Origin of the sequence: Streptomyces sp. NK15101, assembly GCF_020400725.1 — a bacterium.
Classification (GTDB): domain Bacteria; phylum Actinomycetota; class Actinomycetes; order Streptomycetales; family Streptomycetaceae; genus Streptomyces.
In genome coordinates, this window is sequence record NZ_JAINVG010000007.1 from 1 (window position 1) to 16,261 (window position 16,261).

Below are 16,261 nucleotides of genomic sequence, written 5' to 3' on the forward strand. Positions count from 1 at the left end.
CGGGGGAGAGGAGGGCCGCGCGGAGGCCCTGGGCGGCGCGGCCCGAGACGAGCTGCCAGCCCTCCTGGGCGAGGCCGCCGGCGACCGAGGCGGCGGTGAAGAGCCCGAGCCCGAGCAGGAACATCGCCTTGCGCCCGTAGAGGTCGGCGGCCCGCCCGCCGAGCAGCATGAACCCGGCGAAGGCGATCGCGTACGCGCTGATCACCCACTGGAGTCCTGCCGCCGAGAGCCCGAGGTCGGACCGCATCGACGGCAGCGCCACGTTCACGACGGAGACGTCGAGGACGACGAGGAACTGCCCCGCGCAGGCGGCCAGGACGACCGTCCAGGCACGGGGGGCGAGAGGGGCGGCGGAGGAGGACGCGGGTGTGGTGGCGGAGTCGGTCTGCGGCATGGATGTCATGGTCGCAGACCGCTTGTGCCCCGTACATACGTCCCTCGCAGGTCGCGCCCGAGCCCTCGGACCTACGCCTTCCGCAGCAGCGTCACCACCGCCGCCCCGCCCAGACCGATGTTGTGGGCGAGGCCGACCCGGGCCCCCGTCACCTGCCGGGCGCCCGCCTCTCCGCGCAGCTGCCAGACCAGTTCGGCGGCCTGGGCGAGGCCGGTGGCGCCGAGCGGGTGGCCCTTGGAGATGAGGCCGCCGGAGGGGTTCACGACCCAGCGCCCGCCGTACGTGGTGGCGCCGGACTCGACGAGTTTGCCGGAGGCGCCCTCCTCGCACATGCCGAGCGCCTCGTACGTCAGCAGCTCGTTGACGGAGAAGCAGTCGTGGAGTTCGACGACGTCCACGTCCTCGATGCCGAGGCCCGAGCGCTCGTACGCGAGGCGGGCGGCGGCCCGGGACATGGGGCGGCCGACGGCGTCGATGCAGGAGCCGGAGGCGAAGGACTCCTCGGTGTCGGTGGTCATCGCCTGGCCGGCGATCTCCACGGCCCTCCCCCGCAGCCCGTGTTCGTCGACGAAGCGTTCGGAGACGACGACGGCGGCGGCCGCGCCGTCGGAGGTGGGCGAGCACTGGAGCTTGGTGAGCGGCCGGTGGACGGTCCCCGCGGCGAGGATCTCGTCGACGGTGTGAACGTCCTGGAACTGGGCGTTCGGGTTGTTCGCCGAGTGCCGGTGGTTCTTGGCACCGACGGCCGCGAGCTGCACCTCGGTCGTCCCGTACCGCTCCATGTGCTCCCGGGCGGCGTTGCCGAAGATCTGGGCGGTGGGCGGGGACGCCTCGAAGCCGTGGGCGGCGGCCATGACGCCGTAGTGCCGGGCCACGGGGGACGTGGCGCCCCCGACATCAGCGGCTCCGCCGCGGGCCCCGGCCCCCGGTCCGCCGCCGAGGGATCCCCGGCTCATCTTCTCGAAGCCGAGGGCGAGGACGCAGTCGGCGACGCCGCCCTCGACGAACTGCCGGGCGGTCATGAGGGCGGTGGAGCCGGTGGCGCAGTTGTTGTTGAGGTTGTAGACGGGGATGCCGGTGAGGCCGAGTTCGTAGACGGCGCGCTGGCCGGCGGTGGAGGGCTGGAAGCAGTAGCCGACGGCGGCCTGTTCCACGCGCGCGTAGGGGACGCCCGCGTCGGCGAGGGCGGCGGTGCCCGCCTCCCGGGCCATGTCCCAGTACTGCCAGTCCCGGCTCTCCGGCTTCTCGAACTTCGTCATTCCGACGCCGACGACGTACGCCTTGGTGGTCATCGTGCTTCCCCCTCAGTCCCTCGGCAGGCCGAGCAGGCGCTCGGCGACGACGTTGAGCTGTACCTGGGTGGTGCCGCCCGCGATGGTGAGACAGCGGGACATGAGCAGTCCGTGGACGGCCCGCTCGCCGGGGCCCTCGCGCACGGCGCCCTCGGGGCCGAGGAGTTCGAGGGTGAGTTCGGCGAGTTTCTGCTGGTGGAGGGTCTGGACGAGTTTGCGGACGCTGGCGCCCGCGCCGGGTTCGAGTCCGGACACCTGGAGCAGGGTGGTGCGCAGGCCGATGCACGCGAGCGCGTGCGCCTCGGCGAGGAGGGCCCCGACCCGTGCGCGCACGGAGCCGTCGGCCGTCCCGGCGCGGTCGACGAGCGCTTCGAGGCCGGTGTCGAAGGCGACCTGGTCGGCCATGTGGACGCGCTCGTTGCCGAGGGTGTTGCGGGCGACCCGCCAGCCGTCGTTCACCGCGCCGACGACGGCGTCGGCGGGGAGGATCGCGTCGTCGAACCAGACCTCGTTGAAGAGGGAGTCCCCGGTGATCTCCTTGAGCGGCCGGACGTCGATGCCGGGGGTGTTCCGCATGTCGACGAGGAAGTAGGTGAGCCCCTGGTGCTTGGGGGCGGCGGGGTCGGTGCGGGCGAGCAGGATGCCGTGGTGGGCCCACTGGGCGGCGCTCGTCCACACCTTCTGGCCGTTGATCCGCCAGCGCCCGTCCTCCGTGCGTTCGGCGCGGGTGCGGAGGGAGGCGAGGTCGGAGCCGGCGCCGGGCTCGGAGAAGAGCTGGCACCAGAGGCGTTCGCCGCGCAGGGTGGGGCCGAGGTGTTCGGCCTGCTGCTCCGGGGTGCCGTGGGCGAGCAGGGACGGCACCACCCAGGTGGCGATGCCGAGGCCGGCGACGGTGATCCCGGCCTCGTCCAGCTCCCGCTGCACGGCGAGCTGCTGGAGGGGGCCCGCGCCGAGCCCGTACGGCTCCGGGAGGTGCGGGGCCGCGTAGCCGGTGGGGGCGAGGGCGCGCCGGGCGGCGGCCGGGTCGAGCCCGGCGGCGGGGGCGACGGCCTCGCGGGCCGCGCGCCGGTACGCGTCGGCCTCGGGCGGCAGGTCGAGGCGGAGGCCGCGCCGGACGCCGGCGGCGGCGTGCCGGAGGGCGGCGAGCCGGTGCTGGTCGCCGGTGCCGAGGAGCTGGCGGGCGACGAGGGCGCGGCGCAGCAGCAGGTGGGCGTCGTGCTCCCAGGTGAAGCCGGTGCCGCCGAGGATCTGGATGCAGTCCTTGGCGCAGCTGTACGCGGCGTCGAGGGCGGTGGCGGCGGCGAGCGCGGCGGTGAGGGAGCGGGCTTCGTCGTGGGCGGCGCGGGCGGCGTCCCAGGTGAGGGCGCGGGCCTGTTCGAGCCGGACGAGCATGTCGGCGCAGAGGTGTTTGACGCCCTGGAACCGTCCGATGGGCCGGCCGAACTGCTCGCGGGTGCGAGCGTGTTCGGCGGCGGTCTCGACGGCGCGGGCGGCGGTGCCGCAGGCGTCGGCGGCGAAGAGGACGGCGGCGAGGTCCTGGACGAGGTCGGTGTCGAGGTCGAGGGCGCGCGCGGCGGGCACGTGGGCGGCGCGGGCGGTGACCTCGGCGGTGGGGCGGGTCGGGTCGGCGCTCTCGTGGGGCCGGACGGCGAGGCCGTCGGTGTCGGCGGCGAGCCAGACGGAGCCGTCGGCGGTCGCGGCGCGGAGGAGCACCAGATCGGCCTGGGCGCCGCCGAGGACGGGGGGTGCGGTGCCGTCGAGGAGGTACCCGCTCGCGGTGCGGACGGCCGTGAGGCTGCCGGTGCCGCCGAGGGCGACGGCCCCGATCCGCTCCCCCCGCGCGAGCGTGCCCGCCTCCTCGTGCCGCCCGCACCGGTGGAGGAGTTCGGCGGCGAGCGCGGAGGGCAGGTGGGGGCCGGGCAGCAGGGCCCGCGCCGCCTCCTCCACGACGACGGCGAGGTCCCCGAGGTCGCCGCCCCCGCCGCCGCACTCCTCGGGGAGGTGCGGCCCGAGGAGCCCCTGCTCGGCGGCGGCGTCCCAGTACGAGGGCCGTCCGGTGGCGGTGTCGGGGACGTCCAGGTGCTTGCGGACCTCCTCGGGGGGTACGGCGCGGGTGAGCCAGCCCCGGACGGATCGGGCGAGCTCCCGCTGTTCGTGCGTGATGGCGATGCCCATGCTGATGCCCATGCGCGGCAGACTAGAACACGTTCCATTCTGACGGAAGGTCAGGAACGAAGTCGGTGTCGGTGCCGCTGTCACTCGGCTAAGGTCGGGATCTTCGGCCGGCGGAAGCCGCCCGGAGTCCCAGCGAGGCCGTGCCTGCGATGACGAACGTCGACGACTCCCCCGCACGACTCCGACTCGACCGCGCCCTGGATCACCTGGCCGTCACCTTCCGCGGCATGGCCGCCCGCGACGACGAGGTCCAGTGCGACTGCCACTGGGGCAGCGAGGAAGAGCTCGCGCGACTGAAGGTCCCGGACGTCGAGCTCGACCCCGATCTCCTGCACCGCACCTGGACCGCCCCCGACTGGAGCGATCACGGCGCGGTACTGCGCCGCATCCTGCCGCAGTTCGCCCGGGCGCTGGTCGACGGCCTGGTGGAGCCCATGTTCGGCATGGACGAGGTGGGAGTCTCGTTCGCCCGCAGTCACTGGCAGGAGTGGCCCGCGCCCCAGGCCGCGGCGGTGGAGGAGTTCCTGCACGCCTGGTGGGCCCACAGCCTCACCGAACCGGAGCCCGCCGTCCCCGTCCATGAGCTCCTCGCCCTGTGCACCGAGGCGTCCGCCACGCCCGGCCCCTGGCTCGCGGTCTGGGAGACGCTCGACGACGACGTCGCCGACCGGCACCTGGCCGACGTCGCCAACCGCTGGGAGTACGACCTGCTGGGCGACCAGCTGCCCTGGTACGGGTGGTGGCTCGACGACGAGGAGGCCGTGCGTGCCGAGCTCGCCGCCTGGCTGGTCCGGCACGTCCCCGCACGGCTGCGGGTCCGGGACGGCCACGAGGAGTTGCTCCACCGGATACGCCTCGTGGGGCTGACAGGCCCCGCGCGCTGGGAGGACCCTCACTGGCCGAACCACCGCTACTGAGCGGGCCGCGCTGGGAGACTGTGCCGGACACACAGGGGGACATCATGGGCGGAAGCCTGACGGCATTGCTGATCGCGGTGGTCGGCGTGGCGGGAACGCTGGGAGCCGCGGTGCTCACGCAGAACCGCGCGGACCGGACGAAGCGCATGGAGCTCCTGGCCGCCGCCGAGCAGCGGCGCGAGGAACGCGACCACGCGGAGGCGCTGCGCCTGGCGGAGCTGGAACGGCAGCGGCAGAGTGAGAGCCTGGAGCGCCGGCGGGCCTGCTACATCACGCTGAACACCGCCTCGCGGCAGTACGTGACGGCGATGACCAACCACCTCCACGCGCTGCGACGCGGCGAGGACGCCGTCACCTCCCTGGAGAAGCTGGAGGCGGCCAGAGCGGCCTATCGGGACAGCTACGCGGAATCCCAGATGATCGTCCCCGACCCGGTGGCGCGCGCCTCCAGCGCCGCGAAGACACGCCTCAACGACGCCTACAGAGCGCTCAAGGAGTACGCCGGGGAACCCGTCACGTACGCGGGCGAACTGGCGGCCATGGACGACGAACTGCACCAGGACGTCTGGCCCTGCCTGGGGGCGATGAAGAGGGCCATGCGCACCGACCTCGGCATCGGCGACTGAATTGTCAGTGGCGCCTGCCACGATCACCGGAGAGCTGAACGACTCCGGAGAGCGAGCACGCGCCATGGGCACCTGGGACATCGGCCCCTTCGACAACGACACCGCAGCCGACTTCTCGTACCGGGTGGACGAGGCCCCGCAGGAGAAGCGCGCCGAGGTGCTGCTCGCGGCCTTCCGCGAGGTGACCGCGACGGGCGAGGAGTACCTCGACTCGGACCTGGCGGTGGAGGCCGTCGCGTCGGCGGCCCTGGTCGCGGCACAGTGCCCGGGCGGCGAACCGGTGACGACCTCGTACGCCCCGAAGGAGCCCCTGCCGGACCTCCCGGCGGAGCTGCGCCAGGCCGCGGTCGAAGCCCTGGACCGGGTCCTCACCGAGCCGTCCGAACTCCTCGAACTCTGGGAGGAGTCGGACGGCGAGGAGTGGAAGGCGGGCGTACAAAGACTGCGTGCGGTCCTCGCGGGGGCCTGACCCGGGACCAGGCCCGGAGGCAGGGGGCGTAACGGAGCGCTCCCTCCCTGAACGCGGTCGAACGCCCGGCCCTGCGTCCCTGGACGCAGTCCTCGGTGGGGGCGGTGACGGGGGCCGCCGGCGGGCGACGGGGCTGCCGGGGGAGGACGGTGTGGTTCGGGTGCGACGCGTAGGGCACGATGGGCGCCGTACCCGCGTACCCGCCAGTAGGAGTCACCATGTCCGAGCCCTCGCCCGAGATCCTTGCCGCCTTCGAGGCCGCGAAGGGCTTCATGCCCGTCGGGGAGGGCCTGGCGCTGTACGAGGCCGCCGCCGAGGCCGCCGGGCTCGGGCTGCCGCTCCTGGAGGTCGGGACGTACTGCGGGCGGTCGACGATCCTGCTCGCCGACGTGGCCCGGCGGGCGGGGACGGTCGCGGTGACCGTGGACCACCACCGGGGCAGCGAGGAGCAGCAGCCGGGCTGGGAGTACCACGACGCGAGCGTGGTCGACCCGGAGGTGGGGGTCATGGACACCCTGCCGACCTTCCGCCGGACCCTGCGCAAGGCGGGCCTGGAGGAGCACGTGATCGCGGTGGTCGGGCGGTCGCCGCAGGTCGCGAAGGTGTGGGGCGGGCAGCTCGGGCTCGTGTTCGTGGACGGCGGGCACACCGACGAGCACGCCACGAACGACTACGAGGGCTGGGCCCCCAAGGTCGCCCCCGGGGGCCTGCTCGTCATCCACGACGTCTTCCCGGATCCGGAGGACGGCGGCCAGGCGCCGTACCGGATCTATCTCCGCGCCCTGGAGTCGGGTGACTTCGAGGAGGTCTCGGTCACCGGCTCGCTGCGGGTGCTGCGGCGCCGCCGACGCACGTGACGGCTCAGAAGAGCGAGGTCACGTACAGGCAGTTGGTGTAGCTGTAGCCCGGTTCGATCTTCGTCCTGCTCGACTTGGTGTCGCCCGCCGTCGAGGTGCCGGTGGCCGCCCGCTTCTGGAGGAAGTGGTAGTCGCCGGCGGGCAGCAGCAGGGTCGCCTTCGGGTACTTCGAGGACGGCCCCGAGCAGGCCTTGATCTTCGGGGAGTTCACCAGCAGCGGGGTCTGGTACTTCTTGCAGGTCCCGCACGCCTTGAGGGTGACCTTGCCGGTCATCGGGCCCGTGTAGAGCAGCTCGACCTCGCCGGGGCCGTCGTTGCTCACCACCATGACCATCCGGGCGCCGCCGGGGACGTCGGCCGACGGCAGCCTCCTGCCCGCCTCCGGCTCCTCCTCGGCGATCTCGGCGGCGATGGCGATCGAGCGGGCGTGGGCGGCCTTCGGGCTGTTCGGGTACGCCTTGGCGTAGTCCTTCATGGCCGTGGCCGCCTCGGCGAACTCCTTGTCCTCGAAGTGGTCGGTCCCGCAGGCGAAGTCGCCCTTCTGGACCGCGTCGGCCGCCTCCTTCGACGCGCCTTCGAGGGACGGGTCCGGCATGTTGTCCAGGGAGGAGACCAGCGCGCGCAGCTGGTCGGTGGCGTCGCAGGGCTCGGCGCCGCCGAGGGCGGTCGTCCGGGTCCTGATCGCCGCCCGGACGGCCGGTTCGACGCGGGTCGCCTGGGAGGACTTCGGGAAGGTGTCGAGGAGCGCGTTGAGGCTCTCGCTCGCCGGCGGGTTCGCCGTCCGCACGCCCAGCGCCGCCGTGCCGCACTCGTAGAGCGACTCGGCCAGCGGCTCGTCGGTCTTGGCGGGCCGGGAGCCGAGCAGCTCCTTGTCCACGGTGGAGGGGAGCTCCCGCAGGTGCGTGAGCGGCGGGACGGCCTCGCAGTACCGCTTCTTCGCGTACGGGGCGGAGACCGTCCTGTAGTACGCGTCGAGGCGGTCGGGGACGAGCTTCCCGGCCCGCGAGCCCGCGTGCTTCGTGCCGAGGTCCTGATAGGTGTCGAGCGCCTTGCGGAAGGTCGGCTCGGCCTTGTCGAAGGCGAGGCCGTCGGCCTCCTTCACCAGCGCGTCGGCCGCCGCGAGCCGTTCGAGCAGCGCCTGCTCCTTCGCCTCGTCGCGGGCCGCGCCGTACGCGAGCGAACCGCCGGCGGGCACGGCGAGCAGCACCAGGGCGAGCGGCAGTGCCAGGCGCCGGAAGGAGGTGCCGATCCGGAGCGTGGCGCGCAGCCCGCGCCGGGCGCCGTCGGCGGCGACCGCGAGCAGGAAGACGCCGTAGCCGGCGAGGAGCCCGCCGGGCACGCCGTCGACGTCGGCGGGGAGCGCGGCCACGAGCAGGGCGGCGGTGGCGAGCCAGCAGAGCGCGGCGCCGATCCAGTTCCGCAGCAGGACGTAGCCGAGGCCGAGGCAGGAGAGGTTGAGCAGGCCGATCATGGCGGCCTGAGCCGGGTTCGCGTCGCCGGGCGGCTGCGCGGGGTCCTGCCCGGAGCCGTGCCCGGGGGGCGGTCCGTATCCGGGGGGCCCGTACCCCGGCGGCGGCCCGAAGCCGGGCGGGGCGCCGGGCGGCGGGGGCGCGTCCCCGGCCCCTCCCCAGCCGGACGGGGTGGCGGGACCGGGCGGAGTCGCGGGACCGGGCGGAGTCGCGGCCGCGGCCGGCGGAACCGGCGCGGGCTCGGGCGCGGCGCCGGGCGGCGGCCCGAAGGCGAGCGTGGGCGTCCCCGCACCGGGGGCGCCCACCGGGGCGCCGTGTGCCGCAGGACCCTCGGGAGCCGCCGGGGCCGGAGCGCCGGGGGCCGCCGGAGCCGGAGCGCCCGGAGCCGCCGGAGGCGCGGGAGCCGTCGGGGCCTGGGCGGCCGGGGCGGAGGCCGGCGGGGCCGGCGCCGCAGGGGCGGCCGGGGCCGGAGCGGCCCAGGGCGGTGCGTCCGGAGGAGCGTCGGAAGGCACTCCGGCAGAACCCCCGGAAGAAGCACCCGAGGGCACTCCGGCGGGCGCTCCCGAAGAAGCACCGGAAGCCGCTCCCGCAGGCACTCCCGGAGGAGCGCCGGAAGCCGCTCCGGCAGGCGCCCCCGGAGGAGCGTCGGAGCGTGCTCCCGGAGGGCCGTCGGAACGCGCTCCGGAAGCCGCCCCGCTGCCCTTGGTCAACCAGTCGCCGCCCGGAGGCCTGTCGTTCGGTTCGGGACGTGCGTCGTTCGGTTCTTCCCCCACCACGGTCCCCCCTCGTGGGTCCATGCGCGGTGACACCCCACCGCCGCCTCTTCCCACTTACCCTTCACGGTTCGCTCACACGCGTCCACCGTTCCGTGACGCCGGTGACCGACCTGCTACACACCCCTACGGCATTTCGCCCCGCGCAGGGCCTAAAGTCGCGGGGTGCCGTACGACCACCGGAACACCGCCCGCCGTGCCCTCGCCCTCGCCCTCGCCGCCGCAAGCTGCTGCGCCGCGCTCGCCGGGTGCGCGGCCTCCCAGGCCTCGCCACCGAACGGGAAGGCCCAGGGAACCCAGGAGTCCCAGGGAACCCAGGCGACGCAGAGCGGGAGCGGGGCGCGGTCCCGCCCGCCCTTCGCCTCCCCCTCCGCCCCCCGGCCCACCCACTCGCCGCTCCCCGCCTCCCAGGCGAGCCGCTCGCTCGCCGGGAGGACCGTCGTCATCGACCCCGGCCACAACTCCGGCAATTTCCGCCATTCCACCGAAATCAACCAGAAGGTGGACATCGGGACGGCCCGCAAGGAGTGCGACACCACGGGCACTTCCACCGACGCCGGCTACACGGAGGCCTCCTTCACCCTCGACGTCTCCCACCGGCTGCGGGACCTCCTCACCGCGCGCGGCGCCGAGGTGGTCCTCACGCACGACGGCGACCGCCCCTGGGGCCCCTGCATCGACGAGCGGGCCAGGATCGGCAACGCCGCCCGCGCCGACGCCGTCGTCTCCGTCCACGCGGACGGTTCGGCCGCGGGTCACCGCGGCTTCCATGTGATCCTTCCCGCGAAGGTGCGGGCGGGCTCCGCCGACACCGCGAAGATCGTCGCCCCCTCCCGCGCCCTCGGCGAGCGGATCGTGGACCGGTTCGCACGCGCCACCGGCACGTCGCCCGCCAACTACATCGGTTCCGGCACGGGGTTGGACGTACGGGACGACCTCGGCGGCCTCAACCTCTCGACCGTCCCCAAGGTCTTCGTCGAATGCGGCAATATGCGTGACCCGAAGGACGCACAGCTGTTCACGTCGGCGACGTGGCGGCAGAAGGCGGCCCAGGGGCTGGCGGACGGCATCGCCACCTACCTTCAGGGGTAGTACCGGCGGGCGATAGATTCGCTCCGTACGATGGGGCCGCCCCCGTGTCATGAACCTGAGCGCCACCCCCGACGCGACGACCGACGACCCGACGAAGGACTCTTACGTGAATATCCGCTCCCTCACCCGAGGCGACGGCGTGCTGATCGGTGCAGCGGTGCTGCTGTTCATCGCCTCGTTCCTGGACTTCTTCTCCTACAAGGGCCTCGCGGCTGACGCCCCGAGCGCCTGGGAATCCCTGGGGAACGCCATCGGCGTGTACATGGTGGGCATCATCGGCGCGGCCCTGATCATCCTCACCCGCGCGCTGCCCCAGCCCCGCAAGGTCGTCGGCCTCGACCTCGGCCAGTTCGGGGTCGCCGCGACGATCTTCACCGCCTGGTCGCTCTTCTGGACGATCATCGACCTCGGCGGGGTCGACGCCGGCGCCGGCCTGATCCTCGGCCTGATCGCCGCCCTGATCCTGGCCGGCGCCGCCGTCGCCGGTCCGCTGGTCCCCGCCCTCAAGGCCCCGCTCGTCGGCGCGCCCTCGCCGCAGTCCCCCACGCCGTACGGCATGCAGCACGGCCAGCCGGGTCAGCCGGGCGTCCCCGGCGGCTACGGCTACCCGGGTGCGCAGCAGCCGCAGTACGGCGGGCCGCAGGACCCCTCGCAGGGTGCGGGGCAGCCGTTCGGCGCGCAGGCCGTCGCCCCGCAGCCGCAGGCCGCGCAGCAGCCCGAGCCGCAGGCGGCCGCTCCGGCCGCGCAGCCGGCCTCGGACTTCGCGCCGTTCTGGTTCGCGGTCCCGGTCGCGCGTCCGCTGTACGCGGAGGACGGCTCGCAGGCGCCGATCGCCGAGCTGGCCCCCGGCACCTGGTACCTCGCGGTCGAGCAGCGCGGTCCGGGCCTGGTGGCCCAGACGCAGGACGGCCGCCGCGGTGTCCTCCAGGACACCACCGGCATCCAGCGCGGCTGACGCCTCCGCACGCCTCACGCACACGGCCCCCCGCCCGGACTCCCTTCCGGGCGGGGGGCCGTTGCCGTACAGTCCCCGCAACACACCTGACGGAGCGTCAGAAAGGATGTGGGGCATGCGACTCGGACTCGCCCTCGGCTACTGGGGCCGCGGCCCCTCCCCCGGCCACCTCGACCTCGCCCGCGAGGCCGAGCGGCTCGGATACGACTCCGTGTGGACCGCCGAGGCCTGGGGCTCCGACGCCTTCACCGCGCTGACCTGGATCGCCGCCCACACCAGCCGCATCAGGCTGGGCACCGCCGTCGCGCAGATGGCCGCCCGCGCCCCCACCACCACCGCGATGCACGCGCTCACGCTCGACCACCTCTCCGGCGGCCGCGTGCTGCTCGGGCTCGGCCTGTCCGGGCCGCAGGTCGTCGAGGGCTGGTACGGGCGCCCCTTCCCCCGCTCCCCGCTGACCGCGACCCGCGAGTACGTGGACGTGGTCCGCCAGGTGCTGCGCCGCGAGGCCCCCGTCCGGCTCGACGGACGCCACCACTCCCACCCGTACGACGGCCCGGACGGCACCGGCCTCGGCAAGGCCCTCAAACCGATCACCCACCCGCTGCGCGCCGACGTCCCCGTCCTGCTCGGCGCCGAGGGCCCCAGGAACATCGCGCAGACCCTCGCCATCGCCGACGGCTGGCTGCCCCTCTACTGGACGCCCGACCGCTGGGCCGAGGTGTACGCCCTGCCGGAGACGCTTCCCGAGGGCTTCCTCGTCGCCCCGATGGTCCGGGCGCGGCTCTGCGAGGACGTGACGGCCGGGCTGCTCCCGGTCAAGGCGATGCTCGGCTTCTACATCGGCGGCATGGGGCACGCGGCCCGCAACTTCCACGCCGACCTGATGGGACGCATGGGGTACGAGAAGGAGGCCCGCCGCATCCAGGAGCTGTTCGCGGCGGGCCGGCGCGAGGAGGCCGTGCTCGCCGTGCCGGACGCCTTCGCGGACGAGATCTCGCTCGTCGGTCCCCGGAAGCGGATCGCCGGGCGCCTGGAGAAATGGCGGCGGGGCCCGGTGACGGACCTGCTGGTCACCTCACCGGACCCCGCCACCCTCCGCCTCCTGGCGGAGCTCAGCACATGACGTCAGCCGCCCAGCTGTGAGGCGCTGGGGACCTTCTCCACGACCTCGGCGCCCGCGCTCCTGCCCGCGTCCTTCACGCTGTTGATGACGTTCTCGAAGGCACCGACGTCCGCGCCTCCCGCCTCGCCCTTGCGGAGCTTCGTCCCCAGGTCCTTGAGCGAGTCGATCCCGGCGGAGAGCGGCGCGACCGCCTTCGAGAGCAGCGGGTCGCCCTTGGCGTTGTTCACCGCCGCCTTGAGCCGGTTGTACGTGAACGCGCCGGCGAGGCCCGCCTTCACCAGGGCGAAGGTCCGGCCGTCCGCGCCCTTCTTGAACTTCCCCTCGCGGTACGGCTTCACGATCCACTGGTACGTGGCACCCGCGGCCAGACCGGCGTTGGCCACGAACCGCGTCTTCGCCAGCTTCTGCCGCTCGAAGCTCGCGGAGGCCGACGGGGTCGCGGTACCGCTCGCGCTCTGCGTGTCGTCGCCGCAGGCGGCGGTGGTCAGGAGCAGGGTGCAGGACAGCAGCAGCGCCACGACTCCACGCGAAACACTTCCGGGCACGACGGGACCTCCCTGGTGGCTGTGGTGCCAGCCTCACCCGGGCCCCCCGCGCCCGCCACCGGTGCGGCTCCGTACGGGTTCCGTACGGGTCCCGCCATCCCTGTCCCTCGGCGTCTTCGCAGGTCAGGGCCGAGGGACATCCCTCCACGTCCCTGGGACGCCGTCACCCCTGGCCCTGTCCCCCGGGCCCTCCCGACAGTGGATCTCCGGCCCGGGACGGCTCCGGGCACGGGAGGTTCGAGGAGTCGATGGTGAGACGCCGCGTGTGTACGGGGGGCGGCAGGTGCCAGTGGTACTACGGGAGGCCGGACGCCCGGCTGGGGCCGGGCATCGGCACGTATCGGGGGTTCCGGTCGACGGCGGGCGTGCCGCAGGAGCGGCTGGTGGTGCCGAGCGGGCGGGTGTCGCTGCTCATCGGTTTCGGGGGCGAAGTACGGGTGCGCGGGGCGGGCGGGCACGCCTCGCTGGTGTCGGGGCTGCACAACCGGGCGCGGGTGCTCGGGCACGGCGGCGACGTCCACGGCGTGGAACTCGCCCTCGCTCCCTGGGCGGCGCACCGGTTCCTCGGCGGCACCCCGCTGGCGGAGCTCGCCGACGTCCTCGCCGACCCGGTCGACGTGCTGGGCGACCGCGCCCGCCTCCTGGGCGAGGCCCTGGCGGACCTCCCGGGCTGGGCCGAGCGCTTCGCGCTGCTCGACGAGACGCTGCTGCGGTGGGCGGCGGAGACGGACGGGGCCGGCGGACCCGCGCCGGCCGTCCTGGAGGCCTGGCGGCTCCTGGAGCGGTCCGCCGGAGCCCTGCAGATCCGCGAGGTCGCGGCGGCCACGGGCTTCAGCCTGCGGCATCTGGAGCGCCGCTTCCGGGAACAGATCGGCCTCAGCCCGAAGCGGCTCGCCCGGATCCTGCGGCTGAACCGCGCGATCCGGCTGCTGTCGGCGGGCGGCAGGCCCGCCGACACGGCCGCCCGGTGCGGCTACTACGACCAGGCCCACCTCGGTCTCGAGTTCAAGGCGATGACCGGGATGCCCCCGGGCCGCTTCCTCGCGGACCGGGGGACGTCGAGCTCCTGGATCGCCGGCTGAGCCTCCGGGCCCGGAAGCGGGTCGGGAGACGGATCCGTCGTTTTTCTCCAATACGGGACCGGGCGCCGGGCGGAAGTCTTACGCCCGCGTGCGGTCGCGCACGCATCACCGACGAAGAAGGAACGAAACATGGGCATGGTCACGGGGCTCCGCAAGAAGGCCGCGGTCGTCGCCGCCACCACCGCGCTGCTCGTCGGCGGCGGTGTCGTCACCGCCACCTCGGCCTCCGCGGGCTACATGTGCGGCGCCGGGTACCACTGCGCGTACTGGGCGCAGCTGGGCGACAGCGGCTCGCACGACTACTACAACAGCGACGCCAACTTCACCAACGACTACTTCAACGACAACCCGGGCACGCGCGGCTCCGGCGAGATCGTGAACGACAACGTCCGTGCCGCCAGCAACTCCAGCACGGGCGGCTACGAGAGCCACTACTACCGCGACATCAACTACGGCGGCGGCCTGCTGTTCTGCGTGAACCCCGGCAGCCAGGTCTTCTACGGCAGCCTCGCGAGCTGGCAGGAGGCCCAGGCCAGCTCCCTCCTGCTGCGCCCGTCGACGACCATCCACTGCTTCTGAGCAGACCTCGCTTCCGAGCGAAACCGCGCACCACGCGTGAACGGGGCCCGGTGCTACAGGGGTGCACCGGGCCCCGCCCACTCTCCCGCCGACGAAAGGCATCCGCACCATGACCGGGACCCGTCGTCCCCGCCGTGTCCTGCTCACGCTCACCGCCGTCCTGGCGGGCGGAGCCGCCGTCGCCGGCGGCACGCTGCTGGCCTCCGCCCGGAGCGCGCCCCCGGTCCCCGACGAGGCCCTCGTGTCGACGGCCGCCCTGGAGCGGCTGCACCGGATGCCGCCCGTCACCGACCGCCTCTTCGCCTGGACCGACGTCCAGGCCCGCAGCGCCGAGGCCGAACGCCGCCACGCCATCGACTGCATGGCGCGGAAGGGCTTCCGCTACACCCCTAGGGCCACGCCTCCGGCGGGCTCCGGCGGGGACGAACGGCCGCGTCCCTTCGGCCTGGAGACACCCCCTTCCTCCTCAGCCCCGTCCGCCCCGGCCGAGCCCGGCGAGACGCCCCCGAAGCCCGGCAGCCCGGAGACCTCCCCCGCGTACACGAAGGCCCTCTTCGGCGACGAGAACAAGCGGGTGACGGTCGAGGGCGAGCTCGGCATGAGCGTGTCCCGGCCGGGAGACGGCTGTCTCGCCGAGGCCGAGACGCGCCTGCTCGGCGACAGCCGTGCGCGCTGGCTCCGCACGCGGATCCTGCTCTTCGAGGGGCAGGAGCAGACCCGCGCGGCCCTGGAGAAGGACCCGAGGTTCCGGGACGCGACCGGCCGCTGGCAGCAGTGCATGGACCGGGCGGGCTTCCCCGGCCAGCGCGACCCACAGGCGCTGCTGAAGTCGCTGCCCAGCCAGCGGGCCCGCCTCGGCGGCCGTGACGTCCTGCGCGCGGATCTGCGCTGCAAGAGCACGACCGGCTACCTGACCGTCGCGTACACCCGGCTCGCCGCCGTCCAGCAGAGCTGGCTGGACCGGCACCCGGCCGTCTCCGAGGACTGGACGGCCCTCCTCGCCCGCCAGGACAAGGCCGCGCGCGAGGTGCTCGCGACTACGGCTGCTGCGCCTTCTCCTCGCTCGGGATGAAACGGCCGGTGCAGCTGCGCGGGCCGTTCTTCGGCAGGGCCGCGCAGACCCACACCGAGCCGTCGTCCGGGGCCGCGATCAGAGGTGTGTAGACGTCCCTGTCGTAATGGACGACGTCGGCCTGGGCGGCGCCGTCGGAGTTGTTGACCACGACGGTGGCGCCGACCTGGGCGAAGGAGATCCGGCCCCAGGCGGCCTGGCAGGCCCGGCTGTAACGGAGCTCGATGACGAGGTCCTTGGGGATGGAGCCGGTGCGCACGGTGACGGCGTCGGCGCCGCAGTTCATCTTCTTCGGGTCACGGCCCTCGCAGCCCGTGAGGGTGCAGCCGGTGGCCGGTCCCGCGACCTTCACGGCGGGCTTCGGGCGAGGGGCGGCCGACGGTTCGCCGGAGCCGGAGAGGGCGGCGTAGGAGATCGCGCCCGCCGTGAGGAGGACCGCGAGCACGAGCGAGGCCCACAGGGTGCGGCGGCGCCGGGCCGTCGCCGCACCGGCCTCCGCTTCCGTCCCCGCCTCCGGCCCGGCCCCGGTCTCCGCCCCGGTCCCGGGTTCCGGTGCCGTGCGCCGCGCGTCCTCTTCGGCCCAGAGCGCGAGCAGCGGGGCCGGGTCGGTCCCGCAGAGCCGGGCGAGGCTCTCCACGGCGTCGCGCGGCGGGAACTGCTTGCCGTTGACCCAGCGTTCCCACGACGACTTGGCGTAGTGCGTCTTCTCGCTGAGCTGGACGAAGCTGGAACCCGATGCCTTCTTCAACGCGAGCAGCTCGCCCGCCAGGTCCTTGACCGACCCCGCACGGTCCATCTGTGACCGATTCTCCCTGATATGCATGTCCATGCCAGTCAT

The 16,261-nt window shown here is 74.0% G+C and carries 16 protein-coding genes; 10 read left to right on the top strand and 6 right to left on the bottom strand.

Annotation, left to right across the window (positions count from 1 at the left end; translation table 11 throughout):
• From K7G60_RS05415 to K7G60_RS05425, 3 genes are all read right to left on the bottom strand, one after another.
• Positions 1 to 403: MFS transporter (locus K7G60_RS05415; RefSeq protein ID WP_225799633.1), on the bottom strand; the 403-nt coding region annotated here is incomplete at its 3' end.
• Positions 404 to 465: 62 nt separating this feature from the next.
• A complete protein-coding gene (locus K7G60_RS05420; protein WP_225799634.1) occupies positions 466 to 1,686 on the bottom strand; it encodes a lipid-transfer protein in 1,221 nt (406 codons plus the stop codon).
• Between the two features lie 12 nt (positions 1,687 to 1,698).
• Positions 1,699 to 3,861 carry an acyl-CoA dehydrogenase gene (locus K7G60_RS05425; protein WP_225799784.1) on the bottom strand — a complete coding sequence of 721 codons (2,163 nt, stop codon included), beginning with the start codon at positions 3,859 to 3,861 and terminating at the stop codon, positions 1,699 to 1,701.
• Positions 3,862 to 4,010: 149 nt separating this feature from the next.
• Between K7G60_RS05425 and K7G60_RS05430 the strand changes: the two genes are divergently transcribed.
• The 4 genes from K7G60_RS05430 (at position 4,011) to K7G60_RS05445 (ending at position 6,730) form a co-directional block, all read left to right on the top strand.
• Positions 4,011 to 4,778, top strand: a complete 768-nt coding sequence (locus K7G60_RS05430) for a hypothetical protein (protein WP_225799635.1) — start codon at positions 4,011 to 4,013, stop codon at positions 4,776 to 4,778.
• Between the two features lie 44 nt (positions 4,779 to 4,822).
• Positions 4,823 to 5,404 (top strand): hypothetical protein, encoded by a 582-nt coding sequence (locus K7G60_RS05435; protein ID WP_225799636.1) that lies wholly within the window; start codon positions 4,823 to 4,825, stop codon positions 5,402 to 5,404.
• Positions 5,405 to 5,468: 64 nt separating this feature from the next.
• Positions 5,469 to 5,873 (top strand): DUF4259 domain-containing protein, encoded by a 405-nt coding sequence (locus tag K7G60_RS05440; protein WP_225799785.1) that lies wholly within the window; start codon positions 5,469 to 5,471, stop codon positions 5,871 to 5,873.
• Between the two features lie 218 nt (positions 5,874 to 6,091).
• On the top strand, positions 6,092 to 6,730 hold the full coding sequence (locus tag K7G60_RS05445; RefSeq protein WP_225799637.1) for a class I SAM-dependent methyltransferase: 639 nt from the start codon (positions 6,092 to 6,094) through the stop codon (positions 6,728 to 6,730).
• A gap of 4 nt (positions 6,731 to 6,734) precedes the next feature.
• Here the strand turns inward: K7G60_RS05445 and K7G60_RS05450 are convergent, their stop codons facing one another.
• Complete coding sequence (locus tag K7G60_RS05450; protein WP_225799638.1) at positions 6,735 to 8,504, bottom strand: hypothetical protein; 1,770 nt, start codon at positions 8,502 to 8,504, stop codon at positions 6,735 to 6,737.
• A gap of 633 nt (positions 8,505 to 9,137) precedes the next feature.
• Between K7G60_RS05450 and K7G60_RS05455 the strand changes: the two genes are divergently transcribed.
• The 3 genes from K7G60_RS05455 to K7G60_RS05465 all read left to right on the top strand — a co-directional run bounded on the left by K7G60_RS05455 (position 9,138) and on the right by K7G60_RS05465 (position 12,145).
• A complete protein-coding gene (locus K7G60_RS05455; protein ID WP_225799639.1) occupies positions 9,138 to 10,064 on the top strand; it encodes an N-acetylmuramoyl-L-alanine amidase in 927 nt (308 codons plus the stop codon).
• A gap of 106 nt (positions 10,065 to 10,170) precedes the next feature.
• Positions 10,171 to 11,019: a DUF5336 domain-containing protein gene (locus K7G60_RS05460; RefSeq protein ID WP_225799786.1), complete on the top strand. Its 849-nt coding sequence runs from the start codon at positions 10,171 to 10,173 to the stop codon at positions 11,017 to 11,019.
• A 115-nt stretch (positions 11,020 to 11,134) separates the two neighbouring features.
• Complete coding sequence (locus K7G60_RS05465; RefSeq protein WP_225799640.1) at positions 11,135 to 12,145, top strand: LLM class F420-dependent oxidoreductase; 1,011 nt, start codon at positions 11,135 to 11,137, stop codon at positions 12,143 to 12,145.
• A gap of 2 nt (positions 12,146 to 12,147) precedes the next feature.
• Here the strand turns inward: K7G60_RS05465 and K7G60_RS05470 are convergent, their stop codons facing one another.
• Positions 12,148 to 12,690 carry a hypothetical protein gene (locus K7G60_RS05470; protein WP_225799641.1) on the bottom strand — a complete coding sequence of 181 codons (543 nt, stop codon included), beginning with the start codon at positions 12,688 to 12,690 and terminating at the stop codon, positions 12,148 to 12,150.
• Positions 12,691 to 13,073: 383 nt separating this feature from the next.
• Between K7G60_RS05470 and K7G60_RS05475 the strand changes: the two genes are divergently transcribed.
• The 3 genes from K7G60_RS05475 to K7G60_RS05485 all read left to right on the top strand — a co-directional run bounded on the left by K7G60_RS05475 (position 13,074) and on the right by K7G60_RS05485 (position 15,423).
• Positions 13,074 to 13,772, top strand: a complete 699-nt coding sequence (locus K7G60_RS05475) for an AraC family transcriptional regulator (protein WP_225799642.1) — start codon at positions 13,074 to 13,076, stop codon at positions 13,770 to 13,772.
• Positions 13,773 to 13,901: 129 nt separating this feature from the next.
• Positions 13,902 to 14,351: a hypothetical protein gene (locus K7G60_RS05480; protein ID WP_225799643.1), complete on the top strand. Its 450-nt coding sequence runs from the start codon at positions 13,902 to 13,904 to the stop codon at positions 14,349 to 14,351.
• A 109-nt stretch (positions 14,352 to 14,460) separates the two neighbouring features.
• Entirely contained in the window at positions 14,461 to 15,423 is a 963-nt protein-coding gene (locus K7G60_RS05485; RefSeq protein WP_225799644.1) for a hypothetical protein, read from the top strand.
• On the opposite strand, the gene K7G60_RS05490 is transcribed toward K7G60_RS05485, so the two are convergent.
• Complete coding sequence (locus tag K7G60_RS05490) at positions 15,389 to 16,219, bottom strand: XRE family transcriptional regulator (protein WP_225799645.1); 831 nt, start codon at positions 16,217 to 16,219, stop codon at positions 15,389 to 15,391. The genes K7G60_RS05485 and K7G60_RS05490 overlap by 35 nt on opposite strands.
• Between the last annotated feature and the right edge of the window lie 42 nt (positions 16,220 to 16,261).